The sequence below is a fragment of the Mycobacterium sp. 852002-51163_SCH5372311 genome, from assembly GCF_001667115.1.
Taxonomy (GTDB): domain Bacteria; phylum Actinomycetota; class Actinomycetes; order Mycobacteriales; family Mycobacteriaceae; genus Mycobacterium.
Genome location: NZ_LZIJ01000086.1, coordinates 1 through 23916, shown reverse-complemented (window position 1 = coordinate 23916; position 23916 = coordinate 1). Strand labels below are relative to the sequence as shown.

Here is a 23916-nt window from a genome sequence, read left to right as displayed (position 1 = left end):
GCGAGATCAATTATGAAAGTAATGGCGCAGATGGCGATGGTGATGAACCTCGACAAATGTATTGGCTGCCATACCTGCTCGGTGACCTGCAAGCAGGCCTGGACCAATCGCGCCGGAACCGAATACGTGTGGTTCAACAACGTCGAAACCCGCCCGGGTGTGGGCTATCCGAGCACCTACGAGGATCAGGAGCGCTGGCGGGGCGGATGGATACGGGACAAGAAAGGCCGGCTGCGGCTACGCGACGGCGGCCGATTCGAAAAGCTGCTGCGGATTTTCGCCAATCCCAGGTTGCCCACCATCAACGACTACTACGAGCCGTGGACCTACGACTACGAAAATCTGACCCAGGCTCCGGCGGGTGACACTTTTCCTACAGCCGCGCCGCGAAGCCAGCTCAGTGGCCAGCCGATGAAGGTGTCGTGGGGTCCCAATTGGGACGACAACCTGGCCGGCTCAACGGAAATCGTGCCTCACGACCCGATCCTCAAGAAGGTCAGCGAACAGGTGAAGCTGAAGCTCGAAGAGACCTTCATGTTCTACCTGCCGCGGATCTGCGAACACTGCCTGAACCCGTCGTGCGTGGCGTCGTGCCCGTCGGGCGCGATGTACAAACGCACCGAGGACGGCATCGTGCTCGTCGACCAGGACCGCTGCCGCGGCTGGCGCATGTGCGTGTCCGGATGTCCTTACAAGAAGGTGTATTTCAACCACCAGACCGGTAAGGCCGAGAAGTGCACCCTGTGCTACCCGCGCATCGAGGTCGGCCTGCCCACGGTGTGCTCGGAGACCTGTGTGGGACGGCTGCGTTACCTCGGGCTGGTGCTTTATGACGTCGACCGGGTGCTGGAAGCGGCGTCGGTGGAAGACGACACCGACCTCTACGAGGCGCAGCGCCAGATCCTGCTGGACCCGCACGACCCGGCGGTGATCGCCGGCGCACGGGCGGAAGGCATTTCCGATGAATGGATCGAGGCGGCCCAGCGCTCACCGGTTTACGCGTTGATCAACACCTACCGAGTGGCGCTGCCACTGCACCCGGAATATCGGACCATGCCGATGGTCTGGTACATCCCGCCGCTGTCGCCGGTGGTCGACGCGATCAGCCACGACGGCCACGACGGCGAAGACCTGGGTAACCTGTTCGGCGCGCTCGAGTCGCTGCGTATCCCGATTCAGTACCTGGCCGAGCTGTTCACCGCCGGCGACACCGAGGTCGTCGGGAATGTGCTGCGGCGTCTGGCGGCCATGCGTTCCTACATGCGCGATATCAACCTGGGCCGCGAAACCCAACCGCACATCCCGCAGTCCGTGGGCATGACCGAAGAACAGATCTACAACATGTACCGGTTGCTGGCTGTCGCGAAATACGAAGACCGCTATGTCATTCCGACTGCCTATGTGGCGGACGTGCCCGCAGCGGCGATGGCGGAGGAGATGGGTTGCTCGTTGTCGTTCGACGGCGGCCCGGGAATGTATGAATCCGGTCCGTTCGGCGAGGGCAGCGGTTTTCCGGTGCCCGTCGCCGTCGAGACCTTCCACGCCCTGCAGCAACGCCAGCACGGTGAGCCGGTGGCTGCCGGTGGTAAGGGCGGAGGAGGCCGCTCTCGGGTCAACCTGCTTACGTGGGATGGCCACGGCGCACCCGAGGGACTGTTCCCGGAGTCCAGACGATGAAGTTTCTATCGGCGGTACTGGACCGGCCGGGCGGCCGTGCGATGTACGACCGCCTGGTATGGCAGGCCGCCTCGCTGCTGTTGGCCTACCCGGATGACGGTCAGGCCGAGCGGCTCGAGATGGTCCAGGAACTGCTGGGTCACATCAACGGGCCCGCGGCGGCGTTGCTGCGAAAGACGCTCGCCGAGTTGCGGACTCGCGACCCGATGGCAGCCGCGGCCGACTACGTCGAGACCTTCGACATGAGGCGGCGCGCCACCATGTATCTGACGTACTGGACGGCCGGGGATACCCGCAACCGCGGCCGGGAGATGCTGGGTTTCGCCTCCGCCTACCGCGACGCGGGTGTGGCGCCGCCGCAGAGCGAGGCGCCGGATCACCTGCCCGTCGTACTGGAATTCGCCGCGACCGTCGACCCCGAGACTGGGCGCCGGCTGCTGATCGAGCACCGCATCCCGATCGACGTGTTGCGAAAAGCGCTGGCGGACGCCGGGTCTGCGTACCAGCATGCCGTGGCGGCGGTCTGCGAGACGCTGCCCGCTGCCACCGACCAGGACGTGCGACGCGCCCAGCGTCTGGCGCAGGCCGGGCCGCCCGCGGAAGCCGTTGGGCTGCAACCGTTTACCTTGACCGTTCCGCCCAGGCGCACCGAAGGGGACTGACGTGGCCCAGGTCCACATGAAGTTACTCGAGATCTTCTGGGACGACGTGCCCTACGTCGTGATGGCGATTGCGACGGTCGGCGCCTGGTGGCGGTATCGCTACGACAAGTTCGGCTGGACCACGCGTTCGTCGCAGATCTACGAATCGCGGTTGCTGTCGATCGCCAACCCGTTGTTCCATTTCGGCAGCCTGGCAGTGATCATGGGGCACGTCATGGGTTTGTTCGTTCCCGAATGGTTCACTCGCAAAATCGGTTTGACCGATCACCTCTATCACCTGCAGGCGCTGCTGCTCGGCATTCCCGCCGGCGTGGCCACACTTCTCGGCATCGGGTTGCTGATCTACCGGCGGCGCACCCGCGAACCGGTGTACCTGGCCACCACACGCAATGACAAAGTGATGTATCTCGTACTGACGTGCGCGTTGGTCGCGGGGATGTGCTGCACCCTGGCGGGCGCCACGCACTTCGGCGAGCTGCACGACTACCGCCAGAAGGTGTCCATCTGGTTCCGGTCGATCTGGATCCTGGATCCGCGTGGGGATCTGATGGCGCACGCGGCGTTCTATTACCAGATACATGTGGTGATCGCGCTGGCGCTGTTCGCGCTGTGGCCGTTCACTCGGTTGGTGCACGCGTTCAGCGCACCGTTCGGCTACTTGTTCAGGCCGTACATCGTCTACCGCAGTCGCGATGTCGCGGGAAAGCAGTTGGTGGGCACGGCGCCCCGGCGCCGCGGCTGGTAGTTGCGCATTATGTACTGATGCCTCAGGCTTTCGTAGTTCCACCGAGATCGACGGTAGCGCGGAAAAGTTCGAGTCGGTCTCACGCCAGCGTCGATCTCGAGGTAGCCGGCGTGTGGGCTACATCGCCCCGGCTGGTGAGTGCGCGGCCGGAGGCGGGGTCCCACCGCAGCCGCGCCAGACGAAAGCGGCGGTGCGCAGCGGCCAGTCCTCCGGCGGGGTGATACCTGCCAGCTGATAGGCGTACCACGAGCCGGTGAGGCTCGCGCCGGCCTGCGCAAGGTCGGCGTCGGCGGGAAGTTGGCCGCCGTCTATGCCGGCCTGCAGCAGCGCCTGAACGATCACCACATGTATCTGGTAATAGAACGCCGCGTGCGCCATCAGATCCCCACGCGGATCCAGGATCCAGATCGACCGGAACCAGATGGACACCTTCTGGCGGTAGTCGTGCAGCTCGCCGAAGTGCGTGGCGCCCGCCAGGGTGCAGCACATCCCCGCGACCAAATCGGCAAACGGGTCTCCCGTCACGGGGGGCCGATCGGCCTGAGCGAGGCGGGCAACCGCGGCCACGGCCAGGGCCGTCTTGGATGGCCAGCGGCGATAGATCGCCGTGCGCGTGGTGCCGGCGCTGGCGGCGACCTTCGTCATCGACAGGCCGGTGAGTCCGTCGCGGGCCAGGGCTTGCAGTGCCGCCCGCAAAACCGCTTCGTCGATGGCCTGATCGCGAGGCCGGCCACCGGGAACAGGATTCGACGGATTGCTCATGCCGTTAAGTTACAGGACTGCAGCGTATTGCAACGGCAGCGCGGTGCGGCTAATCTGGTTTCGATACAGGACGGTAGCGTAACCAATAGGAGGAGCGGGATGGCTGCACAGACGGTGACAATCGTGGGAGCCGGGCCCGTCGGTAGTGCATTGGGTACGAATCTCCTCGGTCACGGCCATCACGTACGGTTTGCGCTGCGCAACAAGGCTGTTGACCTGCCGCCGGACGCCATGACGGTTGCCATCGACGGCTGTGCGACGGGCAGCGACCTGACCATCGTCGCGGTGCCGTTCCCGGCGGTTGCCGACGTGGTGCCGCGCCTAGGCCTGAGCGAAGGCGATGTGTTGATCGACGCGACCAACCCATTCGGCGAAGCCGTCCCGGACGGGTATGGCAGCGGTAACGCGTACGTGCGGAGCTTGGTAACCCCCCGGGTGCATGTGGCAAAAGCATTCAGCGTGCTGGGTGTCGAACACATGGCCGACCCGTCACTGCCGGGCGGCTTCGCGCCGGTCCTGCCGGTGGCCGCCGACGACGATGGTGTCCGGGATCGGGTGGTCGAACTGGCCCGTGAAATGGGTTTCGATGCCGTCGCGGTAGGCGGCCTCGAGAATGCCGCCCTGCTCGAGCAGGCCGCACTGTACTGGGGTCTGCTTGCATTCACCGGTGGCCGCGGCCGGGATTTCGTCCTGGTAGCTCACAATCGCGGCTGAGGGCGGCGCCGTCGCGGACGATCGGGTGGGGCGTCTCGCCGAACGTGTTCTGAGGGCGAGAATTTGGCGATTTTCCCGCCCTGATTGCACGCTCGGCGCCAACGCCGTCGACTCTGCGCTGAGGGCATCGGTTCTGCGCTGAGGGCCACGTAAATCGCCGGACGGTCGCCCTGACTGCAGGCTCGGCGCCAACGCCGACACCTACGAGCCGCCCTGTCAAGTTCGCTATCTAACGTCCTCGCTGCCACAATCACCGACGTGCCATTCCGCAATGTCGCCATCGTCGCGCACGTCGACCATGGCAAGACCACGCTGGTCGACGCGATGTTGCGGCAGTCCGGCGCCCTGCACGAACGCGGTGAGGTCCTGAAGGAACGCGTGATGGACACCGGCGACCTGGAACGTGAGAAGGGCATCACGATCCTGGCCAAGAACACCGCCGTACACCGTCACCACGAAGACGGAACAGTAACGGTCATCAACGTGATCGACACCCCCGGCCACGCCGACTTCGGTGGCGAGGTCGAACGCGGACTGTCCATGGTGGACGGGGTGCTGCTGCTGGTCGACGCGTCCGAGGGCCCGCTGCCGCAGACGCGGTTCGTGCTGCGCAAGGCGCTGGCCGCACATCTGCCGGTGATTCTCGTCGTCAACAAGACCGACCGGCCCGACGCGCGGATCGCCGAGGTGGTCGACGCCAGCCACGACCTGCTGCTCGACGTCGCATCCGATCTCGACGACGAAGCCGCCAAGGCGGCCGAACATGCGCTGGGCCTGCCGACGCTGTATGCGTCCGGGCGCGCCGGGGTGGTCAGCACCACGCAACCGGCGGACGGCCAGGTGCCCGACGGCACCAACCTCGACCCGCTGTTCGACGTGCTGCTGGACCACGTACCGCCACCTCAAGGCGACCCCGAGGCGCCGCTGCAGGCCCTGGTCACCAACCTCGACGCCTCTCCGTTCCTCGGCCGGCTCGCCCTGGTCCGCATCTACAACGGCAAGCTGCGCAAGGGCCAGCAGGTGGCCTGGATGCGCGAGGTCGACGGCCTGCCGGTCATCACCAGCGCCAAGATCACCGAGCTGCTCGCCACCGAGGGCGTCGAACGCAGCGCCACCGACGAGGCCGTCGCCGGCGATATCGTGGCCGTGGCCGGACTGCCCGACATCATGATCGGTGACACGCTGGCCGACCCCGATCACGCCCACGCCCTGCCGCGCATCACCGTCGACGAGCCGGCCATCTCGGTGACCATCGGCACCAACACCTCGCCGCTGGCGGGCAAGGTTTCCGGGCACAAGCTGACCGCCCGCATGGTCCGCAGCCGCCTGGACACCGAACTGGTGGGCAACGTGTCGATCCGGGTCGTCGACATCGGGCGGCCCGATGCGTGGGAGGTGCAAGGCCGCGGCGAGCTCGCGCTCGCGGTGCTGGTCGAGACGATGCGCCGGGAGGGTTTCGAGCTCACGGTCGGCAAGCCGCAAGTGGTCACCAAGACGATCGACGGTCAGCTGCACGAGCCGTTCGAGGCGATGACGATCGACTGCCCAGAGGAATTCGTCGGGGCCATCACCCAGTTGATGGCCGGCCGCAAAGGCCGCATGGAAGAGATGAGGAACCACGCCGCCGGTTGGGTCCGAATGGATTTCATCGTGCCCAGCCGCGGACTGATCGGTTTTCGCACCGACTTCCTCACCCTCACCCGCGGCACCGGCATCGCCAACGCCGTGTTCGACGGTTACCGGCCGTGGGCGGGGGAGATCCGCGCCCGCCACACCGGGTCGCTGGTCTCCGATCGGTCCGGCACCATCACGCCGTTCGCGCTGCTGCAACTCGCGGATCGCGGCCAGTTCTTCGTCGAACCCGGTCAGGACACCTACGAGGGGATGGTCGTCGGAATCAACCCGCGCCCAGAGGATCTCGACATCAACGTCACCCGCGAGAAGAAGCTCACGAACATGCGGTCGTCCACCGCCGATGTCATTGAGACGCTGGCCAAGCCCCTCGAACTCGACCTGGAGCGGGCCATGGAGTTCTGTTCGCCCGACGAATGTGTCGAGGTGACTCCGGAGATCGTGCGGGTCCGCAAGGTCGAGCTGGACGCCACCACGCGGGCCCGTAGCAGGGCGCGGGCCAAGGCCCGGGGTTAGCTGTGCGGCGCGTGGTCAGCCGGGCTATTGGGCAGACGCTCGATACCCTGATGGGCGTGCTGCACCGAGCCCGCCACCTTTTGGTGATGGTCGGCGTGCTGCTCGCGATGGTGGGCCTGGGTCTGGCTGCCTGTACCGTCAACCCTCCGCCCGCTCCGCAAAGTACCGATACGCCGCACAACTCGCCGCCGCCCCCGCAGCGCCCGATTCAGATCATCATGGGCATCGACTCGATCGGCGCCGGGTTCAACCCGCATCTGCTGTCGGACCTGTCGGCGGTGAACGCGGCGATCAGCGCGCTGGTATTGCCAAGCGCGTTTCGGCCGGTATCCGACCACAGCACGCCGACGGGTTCGCGCTGGGAGATGGACCCGACCCTGCTGGTGTCTGCGGACGTGACCAGCCAGAACCCGTTCACGGTGACGTACAAGATCCGGCCCGAGGCGCAGTGGACGGACAACGCCCCAATCGGCGCCGACGACTTCTGGTACTTGTGGCGGCAGATGGTCAGCCAGCCGGGTGTCGTCGACCCGGCCGGTTATGACCTGATCACCGGGGTGCAGTCGCTCGAGGGTGGCAAGCAGGCCGTGGTGACCTTCGCGCAGCCGTATCCGGCGTGGCGGGAATTGTTCAGCAACATCCTGCCCGCGCACATCGTCAAGGACGTGCCGGGCGGTTTCGCGGCCGGACTGGCCCGGTCCCTGCCCGTCACAGGTGGGCAGTTCCGCGTCGAGAACATCGACCCGCAGCGCGACGAGATCCTGATCGCCCGCAACGACCGCTACTGGGGACCGCCGGCCACACCGGCCCTCATCCTGTTCCGCCGCGCCGGTGCCCCGGCTGCGCTGGCCGATTCGGTGCGCAACGGCGACACCCAGGTGGCGCAGGTACACGGGGGTTCGGCGGCGTTCGCGCAGCTCTCCGCGATCCCGGACGTCCGGACCGCCCGGATAGTCACGCCGCGGGTCATGCAGCTCACGCTGCGCGCCAACAAGTCCAAGCTGGCCGACAGCCAGGTTCGCAAGGCGATTCTGGGATTGCTCGACGTCGACCTGCTGGCCGCAGTGGGCGCCGGCAGCGACAACACGGTCACCCTGGCCCAAGCCCAGATCCGGTCGCCGAGCGACCCGGGCTACGAGCCGACGGCGCCGCCCGCGATGTCCAAACAGGCAGCGCTGGATCTGTTGACGGCGACCGGATACCAGGTCGAGAGCAACGCCTCGGCCACGCCTGCCCCCGCTACTCCTTCCGGCACTCCGGCGAGCACCGGGCCGCCGGAGGTTATCCACGGCCGGATCAGCAAGGACGGCCAGCAGCTGGCGCTGGTCATCGGCGTTGCGGCCAACGACCCGACCTCGGTGGCAGTGGCCAATACCGCCGCCGACCAGTTACGCAGCGTCGGTATGGCCGCGACAGTCATGCCGCTGGACCCCGTGACGCTCTACCACGACGCGCTGAACGACAATCGGGTGGACGCCATCGTCGGTTGGCATCAAGCCGGCGGGAATCTCGCGACGCTGTTGGCCTCGCGTTACGGCTGCCCCGCATTGCAAACGAGCCAATTGCCGGCATCCAATGCGCCGACCACGACACCCGCTGGTGCGACGCCGTCTGCCACGCCCCCCAGCACTGCCACGCCGGCGCCGACCAGCCGCCCGTCAGACCCCGGCGCGCTGGTGCGAGCGCCGTCGAACCTCACCGGCATCTGCGATCGCAGCATCCAATCGAATATCGATGCCGCTCTGAACGGGAGCAAGAGCATCAGCGACGTGATCACCGCGGTTGAACCGCGGCTGTGGAACATGTCGACCGTGCTGCCCATCCTGCAGGACACGACGATCGTCGCGGCCGGCCCGAGCGTGCAGCACGTCAGCCTGTCCGGCGCGGTACCGGTTGGCATCGTCGGCGACGCCGGTCAATGGGTCAAAACCGGCCCCTGAATTCGGCGAGATAGTCAGGCCGCCAAAACACCGTGGCCGGCGCCGACATCGCGATACCATCCGCTCGTTGCAAGACAGCTTCACGATCGGTCCAGGGGCGAGGCCATCGTGCCGAGCCAGGAGGCGGATCTCAGGGATGTCCTTTCTGACCGCAGTTCCACAACCGATGGCGGATGCGGCGACCAATTTGGCCAATATCGGCTCGACGATCGGCCAGGCCAATGCCGCAGCATCGGCCGCGACAACCGGGGTGGTGCCCGCCGGCGCCGACGAAGTGTCGCAAGCGATCGCGACCCTGTTTGCCGGACACGGCCAGGCCTACCAGGCGCTCAGTAGTCAGGCGGCGCAGTTCCACGACCAGTTTGTCCGGCTGTTGAACGCCGGTGCGGCATCGTATGTCAGCGCCGAGGCAGCCAACACGTCGCCGCTGCAGGCGTTCTCGGACTTGCCGGGCGCGGTGGTCCCGCCCGCCTAGAGTGGCGTCGTCGTCAATTACCCTGCGCGGCAGCCTTTTTCGGCGGGATCACGGTGTCGACGATGAAGGAGAGCTCTCGTCGGCTCGGCGGGGTGCCGGTGAGCAGGAAGTGCTGATTGATCAGGGCAGGTCCGACCCGTGCCGTCATCGGAGTCAGCGTGGCCGGGTCGATGTCGCCGTCGCGGACCGCGGCTTGCAGGATCGCCTCGACGACGGTCAGGCGCGGGCCGACGACGGCGTCGGCGAAGATGGCCCGCAATTCGGGTTCGTGAACCAACTGGCCGATGATGCCCAGGCCGGGAAATGCGGTCTTTCCGGCGAGGACATCGCGGTGGGCGGTGAACACCGTGAGCAGATTCTCCCTGGCCGATCGCCCGGCGCGCGGCTCGGTCAACGGCGGCAGCACGTGCAGCAGGGCTGCCTGCACCAGATCGTGCTTGCTGGCCCAGCGCCGGTACAACGCCGCCTTGCCGGTGTGGGCGCGCGCCGCGATGCCTTCCATCGTCAGCCTGCCGTATCCCACTTCAGCCAGTTCGGCCAACGTGGCTTCGTAGAGCGCACGTTCGAGCACCTCGCCTCGTCGGCGGTTCTGGCCGGCCTTCGGGCTGGTTCGGGGCAGCTGCGCCATTCGACGATAGTAGCCGCTCTCGTTCCTATTTGTTGCCCCGTCAATCACAGCCGATAAGAAACGCCGACGACTACTCAAGTAGGCCGTCGGCGGACGGCAGGTAGGGTGCGTCCATGCGTGAGACGCCGCGGCTGCTGTTCGTGCACGCGCATCCCGACGACGAAACCCTCACCACCGGCGCGACCATCGCGCATTACGCCGCCCACGGGGCCGACGTCCGTGTCGTCACCTGCACCCTGGGCGAGGAGGGCGAAGTCATCGGCGAGCGCTGGGCCGCGCTGGCCGTCGACCAGGCGGATCAACTGGGCGGTTATCGGGTCAGCGAACTCACCGGGGCATTGCGCGCATTGGGCGTCGGGGAGCCCACGTATCTCGGTGGAGCGGGTCGCTGGCGCGACTCGGGAATGGAAGGCACCGCGCGGCGGCACCGGCAGCGATTCGTCGACGCCGACGAACATGAGGCCGTGGGCGCACTCGTCGCGATAATCCGGGAGCAGCGGCCGCACGTGGTCGTGACCTATGACCCCAGAGGTGGTTACGGCCACCCCGATCATGTCCACGCTCACACCGTCACCACGTCGGCGGTGACCGCGGCCGGCATGGCCGATAATGCCAACTCATACCCGGGAAACCCCTGGACCGTGCCGAAGTTCTACTGGACAGTTCTGTCCGTACGCGCGATAACAGAGGGTTGGCGCGCGCTCCGGCGCGACGATCTGCGGCCCGAGTGGACGATCCCGTCGCCCGAGGACTTCGACTTCGGGTATGCGGATGACGACATCGACGCCGTGATCGAGGCCGGCCCCCAGGCACACGCGGCCAAGACCGCAGCGCTGCTGGCGCATGCCACCCAAGTCACCGTCGGGCCGACCCGGCGGGCCTGCGCCCTGTCGAACAATATGGCGCTGCCGATTTCCGCGCAGGAGCACTATGTTCTTGCCGCTGGCTCCGCGGGCAGCCGCGACCAGCGCGGATGGGAAACAGATCTGCTCGCGGGACTGGGTCTCAACGATTCTGATAAGCGGTAGGCTGCCAAACAGGCCCGCACGGAAGGACCACGGAAGGACATTGGTATGGACCCCGACCTGGACCCCAACCTGCAGCACTGGCAAGACAGGCTGGACAGCTTTCAATGGGTGATCGGTTCGATACTCTCGAACATCGACAGCGTCCCGACCTGACCGAAACCAAGCCACGCGCCGCGTCGGTCGAGGACAGCGGCGTGGTGGATCCAGCTATTCGTGCCGTTGTCCTGGCGCTGTTGGCCGTCGACGGCATCTTGTCCGCCCTGGCCGGCGCCCTGCTGCTGCCCTCCTATGTCGGCCCTGTTCCCATCCCCATCAGCGGATTGATCAGCGGATTGGTGAATGCGGCGCTGGTGTGGGCGGCCGCGCGGTGGACCGCCTCGCCGCGGGTGGCCGCGCTGCCGTTGTGGACGTGGTTGCTGACGGTCGCGGCGATGAGCCTGGGTGGGCCGGGTGACGACGTCATTTTGGGTGGCAACGGGTTGATGGCTTACGCGGCTCCTCTACTGATTTTGCTGGGGGTCGTGCCGCCGGTATTGGTGCTCTGGCGGACCAGCCACCAGCACTGACGGCGCTGTCGCGATGCCGGCGCGGTTGGGTCAGTATGGTCGAACGCGGGCTCGCCGCGTCCTGCCGCTACTGTTGCGGATGAAATTCGATCGTCGGGAAGTTACACCAACGTGCCGCTGACTCCAGGCGAGGAGCCGATCGCCCTGCCAAACCCCCTTATTCCAGCCGGGGTCCCACGCCAGGCCACTGCCTCGGCGTTGCGGCGGGTGCTGCGGCGGGCGCGAGACGGCGTCGCGCTGAACATCGACGAGGCGTCGATCGCCTTGACCGCGCGCGGCGACGACCTTGCCGATCTGTGCGCGAGCGCGGCGCGGGTGCGCGACGCGGGCCTGGAGTCCGCAGGACGCCGCGGACCCTCGGGCCGGTTGCCGATCACCTATTCCCGCAAGGTGTTCATCCCGGTAACCCATCTGTGCCGCGACAATTGTCATTACTGCACCTTCGTCACCGTGCCGGGCAAGCTGCGCGCCCAGGGCGCAGGCATGTATCTGGAACAGGACCAGATCCTCGACATCGCCCGCCGCGGAGGCGAACTCGGTTGCAAGGAAGCGCTATTCACGCTCGGTGACCGCCCCGAGGAGCGCTGGCCCGAGGCACGCGACTGGCTTGCCGAACGTGGCTACGACTCCACCTTGTCCTATGTGCGGGCAATGGCGATCCGGGTGCTCGAGGAGACCGGGCTGTTGCCGCATTTGAACCCCGGTGTCATGAGCTGGTCGGAGATGGCGCGCCTCAAACCCGTTGCGCCGTCGATGGGCATGATGCTGGAGACGACGTCGCGCCGGCTGTTCGAAACCAAGGGCCTGGCTCACTACGGCAGCCCCGACAAGGACCCCGCGGTTCGCCTGCGCGCCCTGACCGACGCCGGCCGGCTGTCCATTCCGTTCACCACCGGCTTGCTGGTCGGCATCGGCGAGACGCTGACCGAGCGCGCCGATACCCTGCACGCGATTCGCAAGTCGCACAAGGAGTTCGGGCACATTCAAGAAGTCATCGTGCAGAACTTCCGGGCCAAGGAACACACCGCGATGGCCGCCGTGCCCGACGCCGGAATCGAGGACTACCTGGCCACCGTCGCGGTGGCGCGGCTGGTACTCGGCCCCGGGATGCGCATTCAGGCGCCGCCGAACCTGGTGTCGCGCGACGAGTGCCTTGCCCTGGTCGACGCCGGTGTCGACGACTGGGGAGGCGTCTCGCCGCTGACACCGGATCATGTCAACCCGGAACGGCCCTGGCCGGCTTTGGACGAACTGGCCGCCGTCACCGCGGAAGCCGGCTACGAGCTGGTGCAGCGCTTGACCGCCCAGCCGAAGTATGTGCAGGCGGGCGCCGCGTGGATCGACCCCCGTGTGCGGGGACATGTTGTGGCGCTCGCGGATCCAGCGACCGGTCTCGCTCGCGATGTCAACCCGGTGGGCATGCCTTGGCAGGAACCCGACGACGTGGAGTCCTCCGGCCGCATCGACCTCAACGCCGCCATCGACACCGACGGCCGCAACACCGATACGCGCAGCGACCTAGACAGTGCCTTCGGGGACTGGGAATCGGTCCGGACGCACGTACACGAGCTGGCCGCGCGCGCCCCCGAGCGTGTCGACTCCGACGTGCTGGCGGCGCTGCGCTCGGCCGAAAGTGACCCGGCCGGCTGCACCGACGAGGAATACCTGGCCTTGGCCACCGCCGATGGTCCCGCGCTGGAAGCTGTTGCCGCGCTGGCCGATTCGTTGCGCCGCGACGTCGTCGGCGACGAAGTGACCTTTGTGGTCAACCGCAACATCAACTTCACCAACATCTGCTACACCGGCTGCCGGTTCTGCGCATTCGCTCAGCGCAAGGGTGACGCCGACGCCTACTCGCTGTCGACCGACGAGGTCGCCGAGCGCGCTTGGGAGGCCCACGTCGCCGGCGCCACCGAGGTATGCATGCAGGGCGGAATCGACCCCGAACTACCCGTCACCGGCTACGCCGATCTGGTGCGCGCGGTCAAGGCCCGAGTTCCGTCGATGCATGTGCACGCCTTCTCTCCGATGGAGATTGCCAACGGTGTTACGAAGAGCGGCATGAGCATTCGCGACTGGCTGGTCGGCCTGCGCGAAGCCGGGCTGGACACCATCCCCGGCACGGCCGCCGAGATTCTGGACGACGAGGTGCGCTGGGTGCTCACCAAGGGCAAGCTGCCCACGTCGATGTGGATCGAGATCGTCACCACCGCACACGAAGTGGGCCTGCGGTCCTCGTCGACGATGATGTACGGGCACGTCGACAGTCCACGACACTGGATAGCTCACCTGAATGTGCTCCGCGGCATCCAAGACCGCACCGGCGGCTTCACCGAATTCGTTCCGCTGCCGTTCGTGCATCAGAATTCGCCGTTGTACCTGGCCGGTGCTTCCCGTCCCGGGCCAACGCATCGCGACAACCGTGCGGTGCATGCCCTGGCGCGGATCATGTTGCACGGCCGCATCTCTCATATCCAGACCAGTTGGGTGAAGCTGGGCGAGCAGCGCAGCCAGGTGATGCTCAACGGCGGCGCCAACGACCTGGGCGGCACGCTGATGGAGGAGACCATCTCACGGATGGCCGGATCGGAACACGGGTCGGCCAAGACCGTCGCCGAGCTGGTTGCCATCGCCGAGGGCATCGGTCGGCCCGCGCGTCAGCGGACCACCACCTACGCCGCGTTGGCCGCGTAGCCTTTCGATCCGCCGCGAGGGTGCGCGTTTGTACAGCGACACGCCCGGTAGGCATGGCATTTTGCGCACGCTCGCCAGCGGTATGAGTGGGTATACATGCACCGTGCAAAACCGGATCGACAACGAGCGCTTCCCCGAATGGCAGCCATTCCTGGACGCGGTACGACAGCGGCGACCCGACGCCGGCACCTGGTGTGAGGCATGGACGGTGCGTGACATCGTCATTCACCAAGCGGGAAACGCCGAGGAACTTGCTCGTGTGCTGGGCGCCCACCTGGAAGGCGAGCCCGTCAACACCCGGTCATTCGAAGAACGCGAGGGTCCCCTGCGCGCCATGAACGACGCAGACCTGTGGGACGCGCTACATGATCGGATGGCGACACTCAACGTCGTCGCCGAGGCAGCCGACCAGATCCCGGCTGACACCGACGTCGCCTGGACCGCGCGCACGATGAAAGTCCCTTGGTTTGCCGAGCACATGCGGGAAGAGCTCGTCCTGCACGGCTGGGACATCACTGGAGATGACCCGGCAGCCCAGGCCCGGCTGGCCGAGCCCTGGATGACGACACACAGCGTGGTCGCGGTGGGCCGCCCGCTGCTGGCCAAGGGCGCGCGGCAGCTGGGCGGGAAAATCGAGGCCCGGCTGCGAGTGCGGGGTACCGACGATATCTACGTGAGCGCGGACGCCGAGCACACCACCATCGAACTCACCGAGCCCGAAGGCCCGGCCACGCTGGAAACCGATGCTGCAGCACGGGTATTGCTGCTGTGGGGCCGTCGGCCCGGCGACCCGTCACGCATCTGCAGCGGGGTCGGACCGCAAACCTTGGGCCGGGTCCGACGGCTGCTCAGCGGCTACTGACTGCTCAGTAGTTGTTACAGACCGCCGCGACCCGCTGGACGGTCCCCTGGTACCGCGGAGGCAGCTGGGACAACATCTGTTGCCGCTCCGGCGAACCCGGAGGTGCGGCCAGGAAGTTGTTCAAGTAACCCTGCACGGCAGGGCTTTTGTTGAACTGCGCGGCGGTCGCAGGGTCGGTCGCGTTGAGAGCCGCTATCACCTGCCCGTAGTTGCACGTCGTGTTAAGCGCGTCCGGATCCGCGTGGGCAACCCCGGTCGCGGCGCCCAAGGCGAACGCGATACCGCCGAACCCGGCGACAAGTTTGGTCAGCGACAACCTCATTTGTGGACCTTTCCCAATTATTCGTACCGTCGAAAGACGGCCACTACATCTGCGGCGGCTGCCGTCTTTGGTTGAGGGTACCAGCCCCCGCGGGCCTGATTCCATCAAGGACGTTATCGCAAAACCCGCTCGGCGTCTTACTTTTCGCAGGTCAGCGCCTTGAAGAAGGCCTTGCTGTGAATCCGCCATGTAGACCATTAGAGTTGCGCGGCCAGCTCGGTGCCCTGCTTGATGGCGCGTTTGGCGTCCAGCTCCGCGGCCAACGCCGCACCACCGATGACGTAGGGATCGACGCCGTTGCGCCGCAATTCGCCTTCCAGGTCCCGCACCGGCTCCTGGCCGGCGCACAGCACAACGTTGTCCACGCGTAGCACCTGGGGTCGCCGCCGATCCGCGCCGAAGCTGATGTGCAGGCCGTCGTCGTCGATCCGCTCGTAGTTCACCCCGGACAGCTGGTGGACGCCCTTGGCCTTCAGCGATGCCCGGTGTACCCACCCGCTGGTCTTGCCGAGCCCCTTGCCTTGCGGGCCTTTGGTGCGCTGCAACAGGTACACCTCGCGAGCGGGCGGCGCGGGCAGCGGAGTGGTCAGGGCTCCGCGGTGTTCTTGCGGGTCGGCCACGCCCCACTCGGCCTTCCAGATCTTTACATCGAGGGTCGGCGAGTCCTCGGTGACCAGCAGCTCGCTGACGTCGAATCCGATGCCCCCGGCCCCGACGACGGCCACGGTTTTACCGACTGGTTTGGCGCCGGTGATGGCTTCGGCGTAGGTCAGCACTTTCGGGTGGTCGATGCCGGGGATGGCCGGGATCCGCGGCGCCACGCCGGTGGCCAGCACCACGTCGTCAAATCCCGTCAACTCCTGGAACGAGGCACGGGTGCCCAGCCGCACCGTGACACCGTGCTTGGCCAGCATCGTCGAGAAGTACCGGATGGTCTCGCTGAATTCCTCCTTGCCCGGAATGCGGCGAGCCATGTCGAACTGGCCGCCGATGAAGGTGTTGGCCTCGAAGAGGGTGACACGGTGGCCGCGCTGGGCGGCGTTGACCGCCACCGCCAACCCGGCTGGGCCGGCGCCGACGACGGCCACTGAGCGGGCGCGCCGCGTCGGGGACAACACCAACTTCGTCTCGTGACCGGCTCGCGGATTGAGCAGACACGACACCGCCTTTTTCGCGAAGGCGTGATCCAGGCAGGCCTGGTTGCACGCGATGCAGGTGTTGATCTCGTCGGCACGATCAGACCGCGCCTTGAGCACCCACTCCGGGTCGCTCAGCAGTGGCCTGGCCATCGAGACGAGTTGCACCTGGGTGCCGGCCAGTATCTGTTCGGCGGCCTGGGGCATGTTGATCCGGTTGGAAGCGACCACCGGTACGCCGACATGTTCGGCGAGCGCGCTGCTGATGTCGACGAACGCGCTGTTGGGCACCGAGGTGACAATCGTCGGTACCCGCGCCTCGTGCCAGCCGAAGCCGGAATTGATGACGGTGACGCCTGCAGCCTCCAATTCTATTGCCAGCGAGACGATTTCGTCCCAACTCTGGCCCTCCTCGACGTAGTCGGCCATCGACATCCGGTAGCAGATGATGAAATCGGACCCCACCTCCTTGCGGGTGCGTCGCACGATTTCGACCGGGAAGCGCCGACGGCCGGCGGGTGTGCCGCCCCAGGAATCGGTGCGCTTGTTCGTGCGGGGCGCAAGGAATTGGTTGAGCAGATATCCTTCGCTGCCCATGATTTCGACCCCGTCGTAACCGGCGTCGCGGGCCAGCTGCGCGCAGCGGACGAAATCGGCGATGGTCGCTTCGACGCCGCGCGCTGTCAGCGCGCGCGGCCGAAACGGGTTGATCGGCGCCTTGATCGACGACGCGCTCACCGAAAGTGGGTGGTATGCATAGCGTCCGGCGTGCAGGATCTGCAGCAGAATTTTGGCGCCCGAGTCATGGACCGCGCTGGTGATCCGGCGGTGCCGCCGGGCTTGCGCCGTGGAGACCATTTCCGACGCGAACGGCAGTAGCCAGCCGGTGCGGTTCGGGGCGTAGCCCCCGGTGATGATCAGTCCGACACCGCCCCGGGCGCGTTCGGCGAAGTAGGCGGCCAGCCGGTCGGTGTGCCCCGCGCGGTCTTCCAGTCCGGTGTGCATGGAACCCATCACCACCCGATTGCGCAACGTGGTGAAGCCAAGGTCCAACGGAGACAACAGGTTCGGGTACGGATTCACGGGTTCTCCCGCACCGCCCGAGCTGAGGCGGCGATCCACCGCGCACGCACCATCCCGGCAGCATAAATGCCTTTCCAGCGCGGCTTTGCACCGCTGTCTGAATCAGTGCGTACGGCTGGACACATTTGCGGGCGTGCCCAGTGGTTGACGTGTATGTGCAACGTCTAGTATCAGTAACCGAACGCTCCGCCAATCGGGGTCACCCCGAGGTCTCAAGGCCTCGATCGGCCGAGCGAGCGGCAGCCTAAAGAACGAAGCAGTACATGGAGGACACCTTGAGGAGACGTCCGTGACGTACACGATCGCCCAGCCCTGCGTCGACATCAAGGACAAGGCATGCATTGAGGAGTGCCCGGTCGACTGCATCTACGAGGGTGCCCGGATGCTGTACATCCACCCCGACGAGTGCGTCGACTGCGGGGCATGCGAACCGGTCTGTCCCGTCGAAGCGATCTATTACGAAGACGATGTGCCCGAACAGTGGAGCCAGTACACGCAGATCAACGCCGACTTCTTCGTCGAGCTTGGATCGCCGGGCGGTGCGGCCAAGGTCGGTATGACCGAGAACGACCCACAAGAAGTCAAGGACCTGCCACCGCAGGAAGCGGCCGACTGAGCGCGCCGGGGCGGCGTGAGCCTGCGATGGGCCGGGCTGCCGTGTCGGCGTCCCTGCCGGTGTTCCCCTGGGACACCCTGGTCGACGCGAAAGCGCTGGCCGAGGCCCATCCGGACGGCATCGTCGACCTGTCCGTCGGCACACCGGTCGACCCGGTTGCTCCGCTGATCCAAGATGCGCTGACGGCCGCCGCCTGGTCGCCCGGATATCCGGCCACCGCGGGCACCGCGCAGCTGCGCGAATCCGCGGTAGCCGCCCTGGCCCGCCGGTTCGGCATCACCGGGCTGGCCGAGTCGGCCGTGCTGCCGGCAATCGGCACCAAGGAGCTCATCGCCTGGTTGCCGACTCTGCTCGGTCTGGGCCCGGCCGACGTCGTCGTGGTGCCGGAGCTGGCGTATCCGACCTACGAGGTGGGTGCGCGGCTGGCCGGAGCGCAAGCGCTGCGCGCGGACTCGCTGACCCAGCTGGGCCCGCAGTCGCCGGCGCTCATCTACATCAACTCGCCGAGCAACCCGACCGGGCGGGTGCTGGGTGTCGATCACCTGCGCAAGGTCGTCGGGTGGGCGCGCGAGCGAGGCGTAGTCGTGGCGTCTGACGAGTGCTACCTGAGTCTGGGCTGGGACGTCGAGGCGCCGGGACCGCTGTCGGTGCTGAATCCGGCCGTGTGCGACGGCGACCACACCGGCCTGCTGGCCATGCACTCGTTGTCGAAGAGTTCGTCGCTGGCCGGGTACCGGGCCGGCTTCGTCGCCGGAGATCCGGACATCGTGGCCGAGTTGCTGGCGGTGCGCAAACACGCGGGGATGATGGTGCCGACCCCGGTGCAGGCCGCCATGGTGGCCGCCCTCGAGGATGACGAGCACCAGAAGGTGCAGCTCGACCGCTACGCGCGGCGACGGGCCGCCCTGGCGCCGGCGCTTCGCTCGGCGGGTTTCACCATCGATCATTCCGAGGCCGGCCTCTACCTCTGGATCACCCGCGGTGAGCCGTGCCAGGACACCGTCATGTGGCTGGCCGCCCGCGGCATCCTGGTCGCGCCCGGAGAGTTCTACGGTCCCCGCGGCGCGCAGCATGTGCGCGTCGCGCTGACCGCCACCGACGAACGCATCGGCGCAGCGGTCGCCAGGCTCGGTTAATCGGCGTCCATCGCGCCACGGGACGCAAAATCGCAAAAATTCCGGCGAGTTGGTGTGTTTTTGCGTCCGCTCGCGGTGGAATTGGTCGTGGCTTCCACTACTGATACTGCAGGTGCTCCTGGCGCGGCTGATGCAGCCGGGTCTACTGGTTCGGCCGGTTCGACACCACGGCCGCGCATCCCGCTGACCATTGGCGATATCGCCAAGCGTGTTTTTCTGGGAAAGCCGCTCATCACCGATGATCTACATGCCGAGAAGTTGTCGAATCCGGTTGCGCTCGGCGCACTTTCGCCCGACGCGATCTCGTCGACCGCATATGGTCCAGAACAGATCCTGATCGAACTGCTGCCCCATGCCGGCCTGGCGGCCTTCGTTCTGCTGCTTCCGGTCACCGGCGTCATCCTGTTGATCCTGCTGCTGGTCACCGCGTCCTACCGGCAGGTCGTCATGGCCTATACCCGAGCGGGTGGGTCCTACATCGTCGCTCGGGAGAATTTCGGCCCCCGGGTGGCCCAGGTCGCGGCCGCGGCACTGCTGATCGACTACGTGGTCACCGTGGCCGTGCAGTCGGCGGCCGGGACGGTTGCGGTGGTTTCGGCGATCCCGCCGTTGGGCCCCTACAGCCTGGAGATCACCGTCGGCGTCGTGATTGCCATCTGCTACGCGAACCTGCGCGGACTGAAGGAAGCGGGGATGCCGTTCGCGGTGGCGACGTACTCGTTTATCGTCATGATCGGCTTGACGATCGTCGTCGGTGTCATCCGCCAAATATTCTGGGGTTTACCGGTATCCGATACCCATCAACACGGAATGGTCGACGTCCATTCGGGCAACGGATTGGTCATGGGCGCAACGATTCTGGTGCTGTTGCGTTCTTTCGCCAACGGCGGTTCGTCGCTGACGGGCGTGGAGGCGATTTCTAATACCGTCGATGTCTTCCGAAAGCCTCAGGGCCGCAACGCACGTCGCGTGCTCACGGCAATGGCTTGCGTTCTCGGATTTTTGCTCGCCGGTGTCGCCTACCTTGCCTACGCAACTCACGCTACGCCCTACAAGAGTGAATATCCGTCGGTCCTTTCGCAAGTCGGCCAGGCCGTCTTCGGCGGGGGAGTCGTCGGCAACATCTTCTTCTTTCTCGTCCAAGCTTCAACGGCCGCAATCCTGTTCACCGGTGCCAACACCAGCTTCAACGGATTCCCGGCACTGGCCAGCTTCGTCGCCGAAGACCGCTTCCTGCCGCGACAGCTGACGAAACGCGGTCACCGCCTGGTGTTTTCGAACGGGATTATCGCGCTCACCGCGCTGTCGGTGGCGTTGCTGGTGATCACCGGTGGCTCGGTCAACGCGCTGGTGCCGTTCTACGCGATCGGGGTGTTCACCGGATTCTCGATGGCCGGCTACGGCATGACCAAACACCATCTGACCCATCGGGAACCGGGGTGGCGGCGGCGGCTGGCGATCAATTTCTCGGCGGCGATCCTGTCGACGGTGGTGGTCGGCATCTTCGCGGTGGCGAAGTTCACCGAGGGCGCCTGGCTGGTAGTCGTCGTCTTTCCGATTCTGGTGTTCCTGCTGATCCGACTCAACAAGGAATATCGGGCCGAGGCCGCCATTCTCGAGATGTTCCGCACCGACCGTCCCGAGTTGGTGAAGTACGCCAGGCACCGGGTGTTCATCTTCGTCAACTCGCTTGACCTCGCGGTGCTCGAGGCCCTGCGGTACGGCAGGGGATTGCGGGCCGACGAGCTGATCGCGGTGCACTTCATGGTCGACGCGGCCCACGCCGCACAACTGCGAAAGCGTTGGGAGCACTTCGATCTCGACACCCGGCTGCGTGTGGTGGACTGCCCCGACCGGCGGGTCACCCGGGCCGCACAGCTACTGGTCGCCAAGGCGAGCAAGGAGCATCCGGACACCAACGTGACGGTATTGCTCCCACGCCGGACCTATGCGCCGCTGCTGGGCCGGCTGCTACATGACCGCACGGCGGACAAGATCGCCCGCGCGGTCAGCCTCCTTCCCGACGCGGCCGCGACGATCGTCCCCTACGACGTGCAATCGCGAATCCAGGAGGCCTACCCCGAACGTTTCGAGCAACGGCTCGCCCGCGAACTCGACAAGCTGGAAGCCTGGGTCTCCCAGGGCGAAGCACAAGACGTCGACGCCTATGAGCACCCCGAGCATTCCGACCGTCCATCGTCGGTGATCACCGTGGCGGGCCTCATTCCCGGCCAGCGAGCCACGTTCGAGGGACGCGTCAACCAAGTCGAGGACATTGCCAAAGGGAGGCGGACGTTTCGCTCGATAGTGGTCGGCGACGACACGGGCGAGATCAGCATCTCTTTCCGCCCCGGGCGCGGAGGCGCTGACATCCAGCCCGGTCAGGTGCTGCGGATCATCGGAAAACCGCGCCAGAGCGGCAACCGGGCGATAACGATGGTCGACCCCGCGTACCACATCATCGAGGATCCCGCCAAAACCGACGACACCAAGGACGCCGCAGATGCCGGTGAAAGTGCGGACTCGGAAGACAGTTAGATTCGGCTACCAGTGGGAATTCGACGCGTTCGGAGGGATTCGCGAAGTGATGTCAGCGATGCGGCGTGTGGCGGCGGTGTTGGTGTCCGTTTTCAGTTTGGCGTTCACCGCCAACGGCTACCGGCCGCTGACCAAGAACGGCTACGCCTCGCTGTACGCATTCGGCTTCGGCCTGTTCGCCTCGGAGCTTCCGGTGCCGACGCTGGCTGCTCAACTGGCAGCGCTCGCGTCGGTGTCGCGGCGGCTGTCGCCACGGGTGCGCCTGTTCAGCTGGCTGGTGTCGGCGGTGTCGTGGCTGGGGTTGCTGGGCTTGCGCCAGAGTGGGCGCTCGGCTGACCAGCCGTTGACCGCCGCGCTGGACCAAGGGCTCGGTCTGAAGCGGCGCACCGAGTCGGGTGATCTGTGGAAGCGTCCGGAGCCGGGGGGAGCCACCGCCAAGCAGCCCGGTCTGGTGCGCATGATGCGGATCTACCGCGACTACGCGCACGACGGCGACATCAGCTACGGCGAGTTCGGCTCGAGGAATCACCTCGACGTCTGGCGCCGGCCGGACCTGGACCGCGGCGGACGTGCGCCGGTGTTGCTGCAGGTTCCCGGCGGCGCCTGGATGGTGGGAAACAAGCGCGGGCAGGCACATCCGTTGATGAGCCACCTCGCCGAGCTGGGCTGGGTGTGCGTGGCCATCAACTATCGGCTCAGCCCGCGCTCCACCTGGCCCGACCACATCGTCGACGTCAAGCGCGCGATCTCGTGGGTCAAGGAGCACATCGCCGAGTACGGCGGAGATCCGGACTGGATCGCGATCACCGGCGGCTCGGCCGGCGGCCATCTGTCGTCGCTGGCCGCGCTCACGCCAAACGATCCCCAATTCCAGCCGGGCTTCGAAGCAGCCGACACCCGGCTGCAAGCGGCTGTCCCGTTCTATGGTGTCTACGATTTCACCCGTTCCGACAGCTCGATGCATCCGTTGCTGACGCCGACGGTGGCGAAGAACGTGTTCAAGCTGAGTCGCACCGAGATCGCAGAGCCGTTTCGCAACGCCTCGCCGATCACCCACGTCTCTGCGGATGCGCCGCCATTCTTTGTGCTGCACGGCCGCAACGACTCACTGGTGCCGGTCGAGCAGGCGCGCAGCTTCACGGCGCGGCTGCGCCAGGTCAGCCGCAACCCCGTCGTCTACGCCGAGTTACCTTGCGCGCAGCACGCTTTCGACATTTTCGGGTCAGCCCGCGCGGCGCACAGCGCGGTGGCTGTCGAGCAGTTCCTCGCCGAGGTGTACGCGTCGGATCGGCAAAGCTCCGAACGGCGCGCGTTCGGAAGCTAGGCGGCCGGGCGTGTTGCCGGCAAAAGGAGCTCCGGTCAGGGCCTCATGTAGCACGCAAGCCAACGAATAGATAGTCGTAGACGGGGAGCACATGCTGCGCGTGGTTAATTGCTTGACGAAAATCCGTTTTTTATTCAGATCCTCAGTCCGCCGTTGAGAAAACGTCTGCCGCCGACCGGATATTGCGCGCGTTGTCGCCGGACTTTAACTTTGATCAATCGACACGTTCCGCCGGATCGCCGTTGCCCGATCCCCGCAGTTTGTGCCATATCTCGGCGATCGACACCATAATCACCACAATGAGAAGTGTCACCCCGAAGGCAAGGTCGATCCATCGATGCTGCAACTCGAGGACGATGAGCACCGGTCGCGGCCAAGACTCCACCAACGACGGCTTCAGCCCCACCGCAATCTCGCCGATCGCCAAAATGGCCAAGCCAATTATTAGCGGAAACAGTCGCATTTCCTCACCTCTTAGTCGATAGCGTTGTCGAATCGCACCTATAATAAAGTACCGAAATCCATTCGCTCGCTATTGTGAGACTTCCATTCGTCAGAGCCATATACCGGACGGATGATACTTCGCCAGTTTTTCACGCGATTTGAAGCACCCGGGATCACGCCAGCCGGCACTGTCGACCCACACTGTTATTCGAGTTCGACAACCTGACCCGGTTCAGCCTCGACCAGGGTGTTGGCGTGCCCGATCGTCAGCAGCCGACCCCGCACATGCACTTGAACGGGGGGCTGATGCAGCGCACTCGCTGGGTGTGAAACGTTGGCGTTGGGCGCCTCTCTGTGTCAAGTGCTGTGGTGATCGGTTGTATCGTGGCCGGTGGCTGGCCCGGTAAGTGATTGCT

General features: G+C 66.0%; 18 protein-coding genes and 2 pseudogenes. 15 read left to right on the top strand and 5 right to left on the bottom strand.

Going from position 1 to position 23916, the window contains the following annotated elements; all coding sequences use genetic code 11:
- The first annotated feature begins 12 nt into the window (after nt 1–12).
- Genes narH through narI form a run of 3 tightly spaced genes read left to right on the top strand, consistent with a single transcriptional unit; the run spans nt 13 to nt 3084 of the window.
- The gene (gene narH / locus A5791_RS11550) at nt 13–1677 is read left to right on the top strand and encodes a nitrate reductase subunit beta (protein WP_067235854.1); all 1665 of its coding nucleotides are present in this window, start codon (nt 13–15) and stop codon (nt 1675–1677) included.
- Nucleotides 1674–2339, top strand: a complete 666-nt coding sequence (gene narJ / locus A5791_RS11545; RefSeq protein WP_067235851.1) for a nitrate reductase molybdenum cofactor assembly chaperone — start codon at nt 1674–1676, stop codon at nt 2337–2339. Before narH ends, narJ begins: the two co-directional genes overlap by 4 nt.
- Nucleotides 2340–2355: 16 nt before the next feature.
- Nucleotides 2356–3084, top strand: a complete 729-nt coding sequence (gene narI / locus A5791_RS11540; protein ID WP_067235918.1) for a respiratory nitrate reductase subunit gamma — start codon at nt 2356–2358, stop codon at nt 3082–3084.
- A 324-nt stretch (nt 3085–3408) separates the two neighbouring features.
- On the opposite strand, the pseudogene A5791_RS27700 reads toward narI, so the two are convergent.
- Nucleotides 3409–3768 (bottom strand): annotated as a pseudogene (locus A5791_RS27700) (respiratory nitrate reductase subunit gamma); the annotation flags it as partial.
- 177 nt (nt 3769–3945) lie between these two features.
- Between A5791_RS27700 and A5791_RS11530 the strand changes: the two are divergent.
- The 4 genes and pseudogenes from A5791_RS11530 to A5791_RS11515 form a co-directional block, all read left to right on the top strand.
- On the top strand, nt 3946–4560 hold the full coding sequence (locus A5791_RS11530) for an NADPH-dependent F420 reductase (protein WP_067235844.1): 615 nt from the start codon (nt 3946–3948) through the stop codon (nt 4558–4560).
- A gap of 258 nt (nt 4561–4818) precedes the next feature.
- Nucleotides 4819–6708: a translational GTPase TypA gene (gene typA, locus A5791_RS11525; RefSeq protein ID WP_067235841.1), complete on the top strand. Its 1890-nt coding sequence runs from the start codon at nt 4819–4821 to the stop codon at nt 6706–6708.
- A gap of 50 nt (nt 6709–6758) precedes the next feature.
- A complete protein-coding gene (locus A5791_RS11520; RefSeq protein WP_156661161.1) occupies nt 6759–8648 on the top strand; it encodes an ABC transporter family substrate-binding protein in 1890 nt (629 codons plus the stop codon).
- A 136-nt stretch (nt 8649–8784) separates the two neighbouring features.
- A pseudogene (locus tag A5791_RS11515) lies at nt 8785–9081 on the top strand (PE family protein); the annotation flags it as partial.
- Nucleotides 9082–9136: 55 nt separating this feature from the next.
- On the opposite strand, the gene A5791_RS11510 reads toward A5791_RS11515, so the two are convergent.
- The gene (locus A5791_RS11510) at nt 9137–9751 is read right to left on the bottom strand and encodes a TetR/AcrR family transcriptional regulator (RefSeq protein WP_067235834.1); all 615 of its coding nucleotides are present in this window, start codon (nt 9749–9751) and stop codon (nt 9137–9139) included.
- 113 nt (nt 9752–9864) lie between these two features.
- On the opposite strand from A5791_RS11510, the gene mshB reads away from it, so the two are divergent.
- The 4 genes from mshB (at nt 9865) to A5791_RS11490 (ending at nt 14901) form a co-directional block, all read left to right on the top strand.
- Complete coding sequence (gene mshB / locus A5791_RS11505; protein ID WP_067235831.1) at nt 9865–10779, top strand: N-acetyl-1-D-myo-inositol-2-amino-2-deoxy-alpha-D-glucopyranoside deacetylase; 915 nt, start codon at nt 9865–9867, stop codon at nt 10777–10779.
- Nucleotides 10780–10883: 104 nt separating this feature from the next.
- Entirely contained in the window at nt 10884–11345 is a 462-nt protein-coding gene (locus A5791_RS11500; RefSeq protein ID WP_067235828.1) for a hypothetical protein, read from the top strand.
- A gap of 111 nt (nt 11346–11456) precedes the next feature.
- Nucleotides 11457–14039 (top strand): bifunctional FO biosynthesis protein CofGH, encoded by a 2583-nt coding sequence (locus A5791_RS11495; protein WP_067235824.1) that lies wholly within the window; start codon nt 11457–11459, stop codon nt 14037–14039.
- A 103-nt stretch (nt 14040–14142) separates the two neighbouring features.
- Nucleotides 14143–14901, top strand: a complete 759-nt coding sequence (locus A5791_RS11490; RefSeq protein ID WP_067235822.1) for a maleylpyruvate isomerase N-terminal domain-containing protein — start codon at nt 14143–14145, stop codon at nt 14899–14901.
- A gap of 4 nt (nt 14902–14905) precedes the next feature.
- Here the strand turns inward: A5791_RS11490 and A5791_RS11485 are convergent, their stop codons facing one another.
- Nucleotides 14906–15223 (bottom strand): hemophore-related protein, encoded by a 318-nt coding sequence (locus tag A5791_RS11485; RefSeq protein WP_067235819.1) that lies wholly within the window; start codon nt 15221–15223, stop codon nt 14906–14908.
- Between the two features lie 197 nt (nt 15224–15420).
- Nucleotides 15421–17442 carry an NADPH-dependent 2,4-dienoyl-CoA reductase gene (locus A5791_RS11480; RefSeq protein ID WP_067235816.1) on the bottom strand — a complete coding sequence of 674 codons (2022 nt, stop codon included), beginning with the start codon at nt 17440–17442 and terminating at the stop codon, nt 15421–15423.
- A 289-nt stretch (nt 17443–17731) separates the two neighbouring features.
- On the opposite strand from A5791_RS11480, the gene fdxA reads away from it, so the two are divergent.
- The 4 genes from fdxA (at nt 17732) to A5791_RS11460 (ending at nt 23056) form a co-directional block, all read left to right on the top strand.
- Complete coding sequence (gene fdxA, locus A5791_RS11475) at nt 17732–18058, top strand: ferredoxin (protein WP_067235812.1); 327 nt, start codon at nt 17732–17734, stop codon at nt 18056–18058.
- A 41-nt stretch (nt 18059–18099) separates the two neighbouring features.
- Entirely contained in the window at nt 18100–19194 is a 1095-nt protein-coding gene (gene dapC / locus A5791_RS11470) for a succinyldiaminopimelate transaminase (protein WP_156661169.1), read from the top strand.
- A gap of 177 nt (nt 19195–19371) precedes the next feature.
- On the top strand, nt 19372–21732 hold the full coding sequence (locus A5791_RS11465; protein WP_067235913.1) for an APC family permease: 2361 nt from the start codon (nt 19372–19374) through the stop codon (nt 21730–21732).
- A 49-nt stretch (nt 21733–21781) separates the two neighbouring features.
- On the top strand, nt 21782–23056 hold the full coding sequence (locus A5791_RS11460; RefSeq protein ID WP_231995864.1) for an alpha/beta hydrolase: 1275 nt from the start codon (nt 21782–21784) through the stop codon (nt 23054–23056).
- Nucleotides 23057–23270: 214 nt separating this feature from the next.
- On the opposite strand, the gene A5791_RS11455 is transcribed toward A5791_RS11460, so the two are convergent.
- Entirely contained in the window at nt 23271–23519 is a 249-nt protein-coding gene (locus A5791_RS11455; protein ID WP_067235806.1) for a hypothetical protein, read from the bottom strand.
- Between the last annotated feature and the right edge of the window lie 397 nt (nt 23520–23916).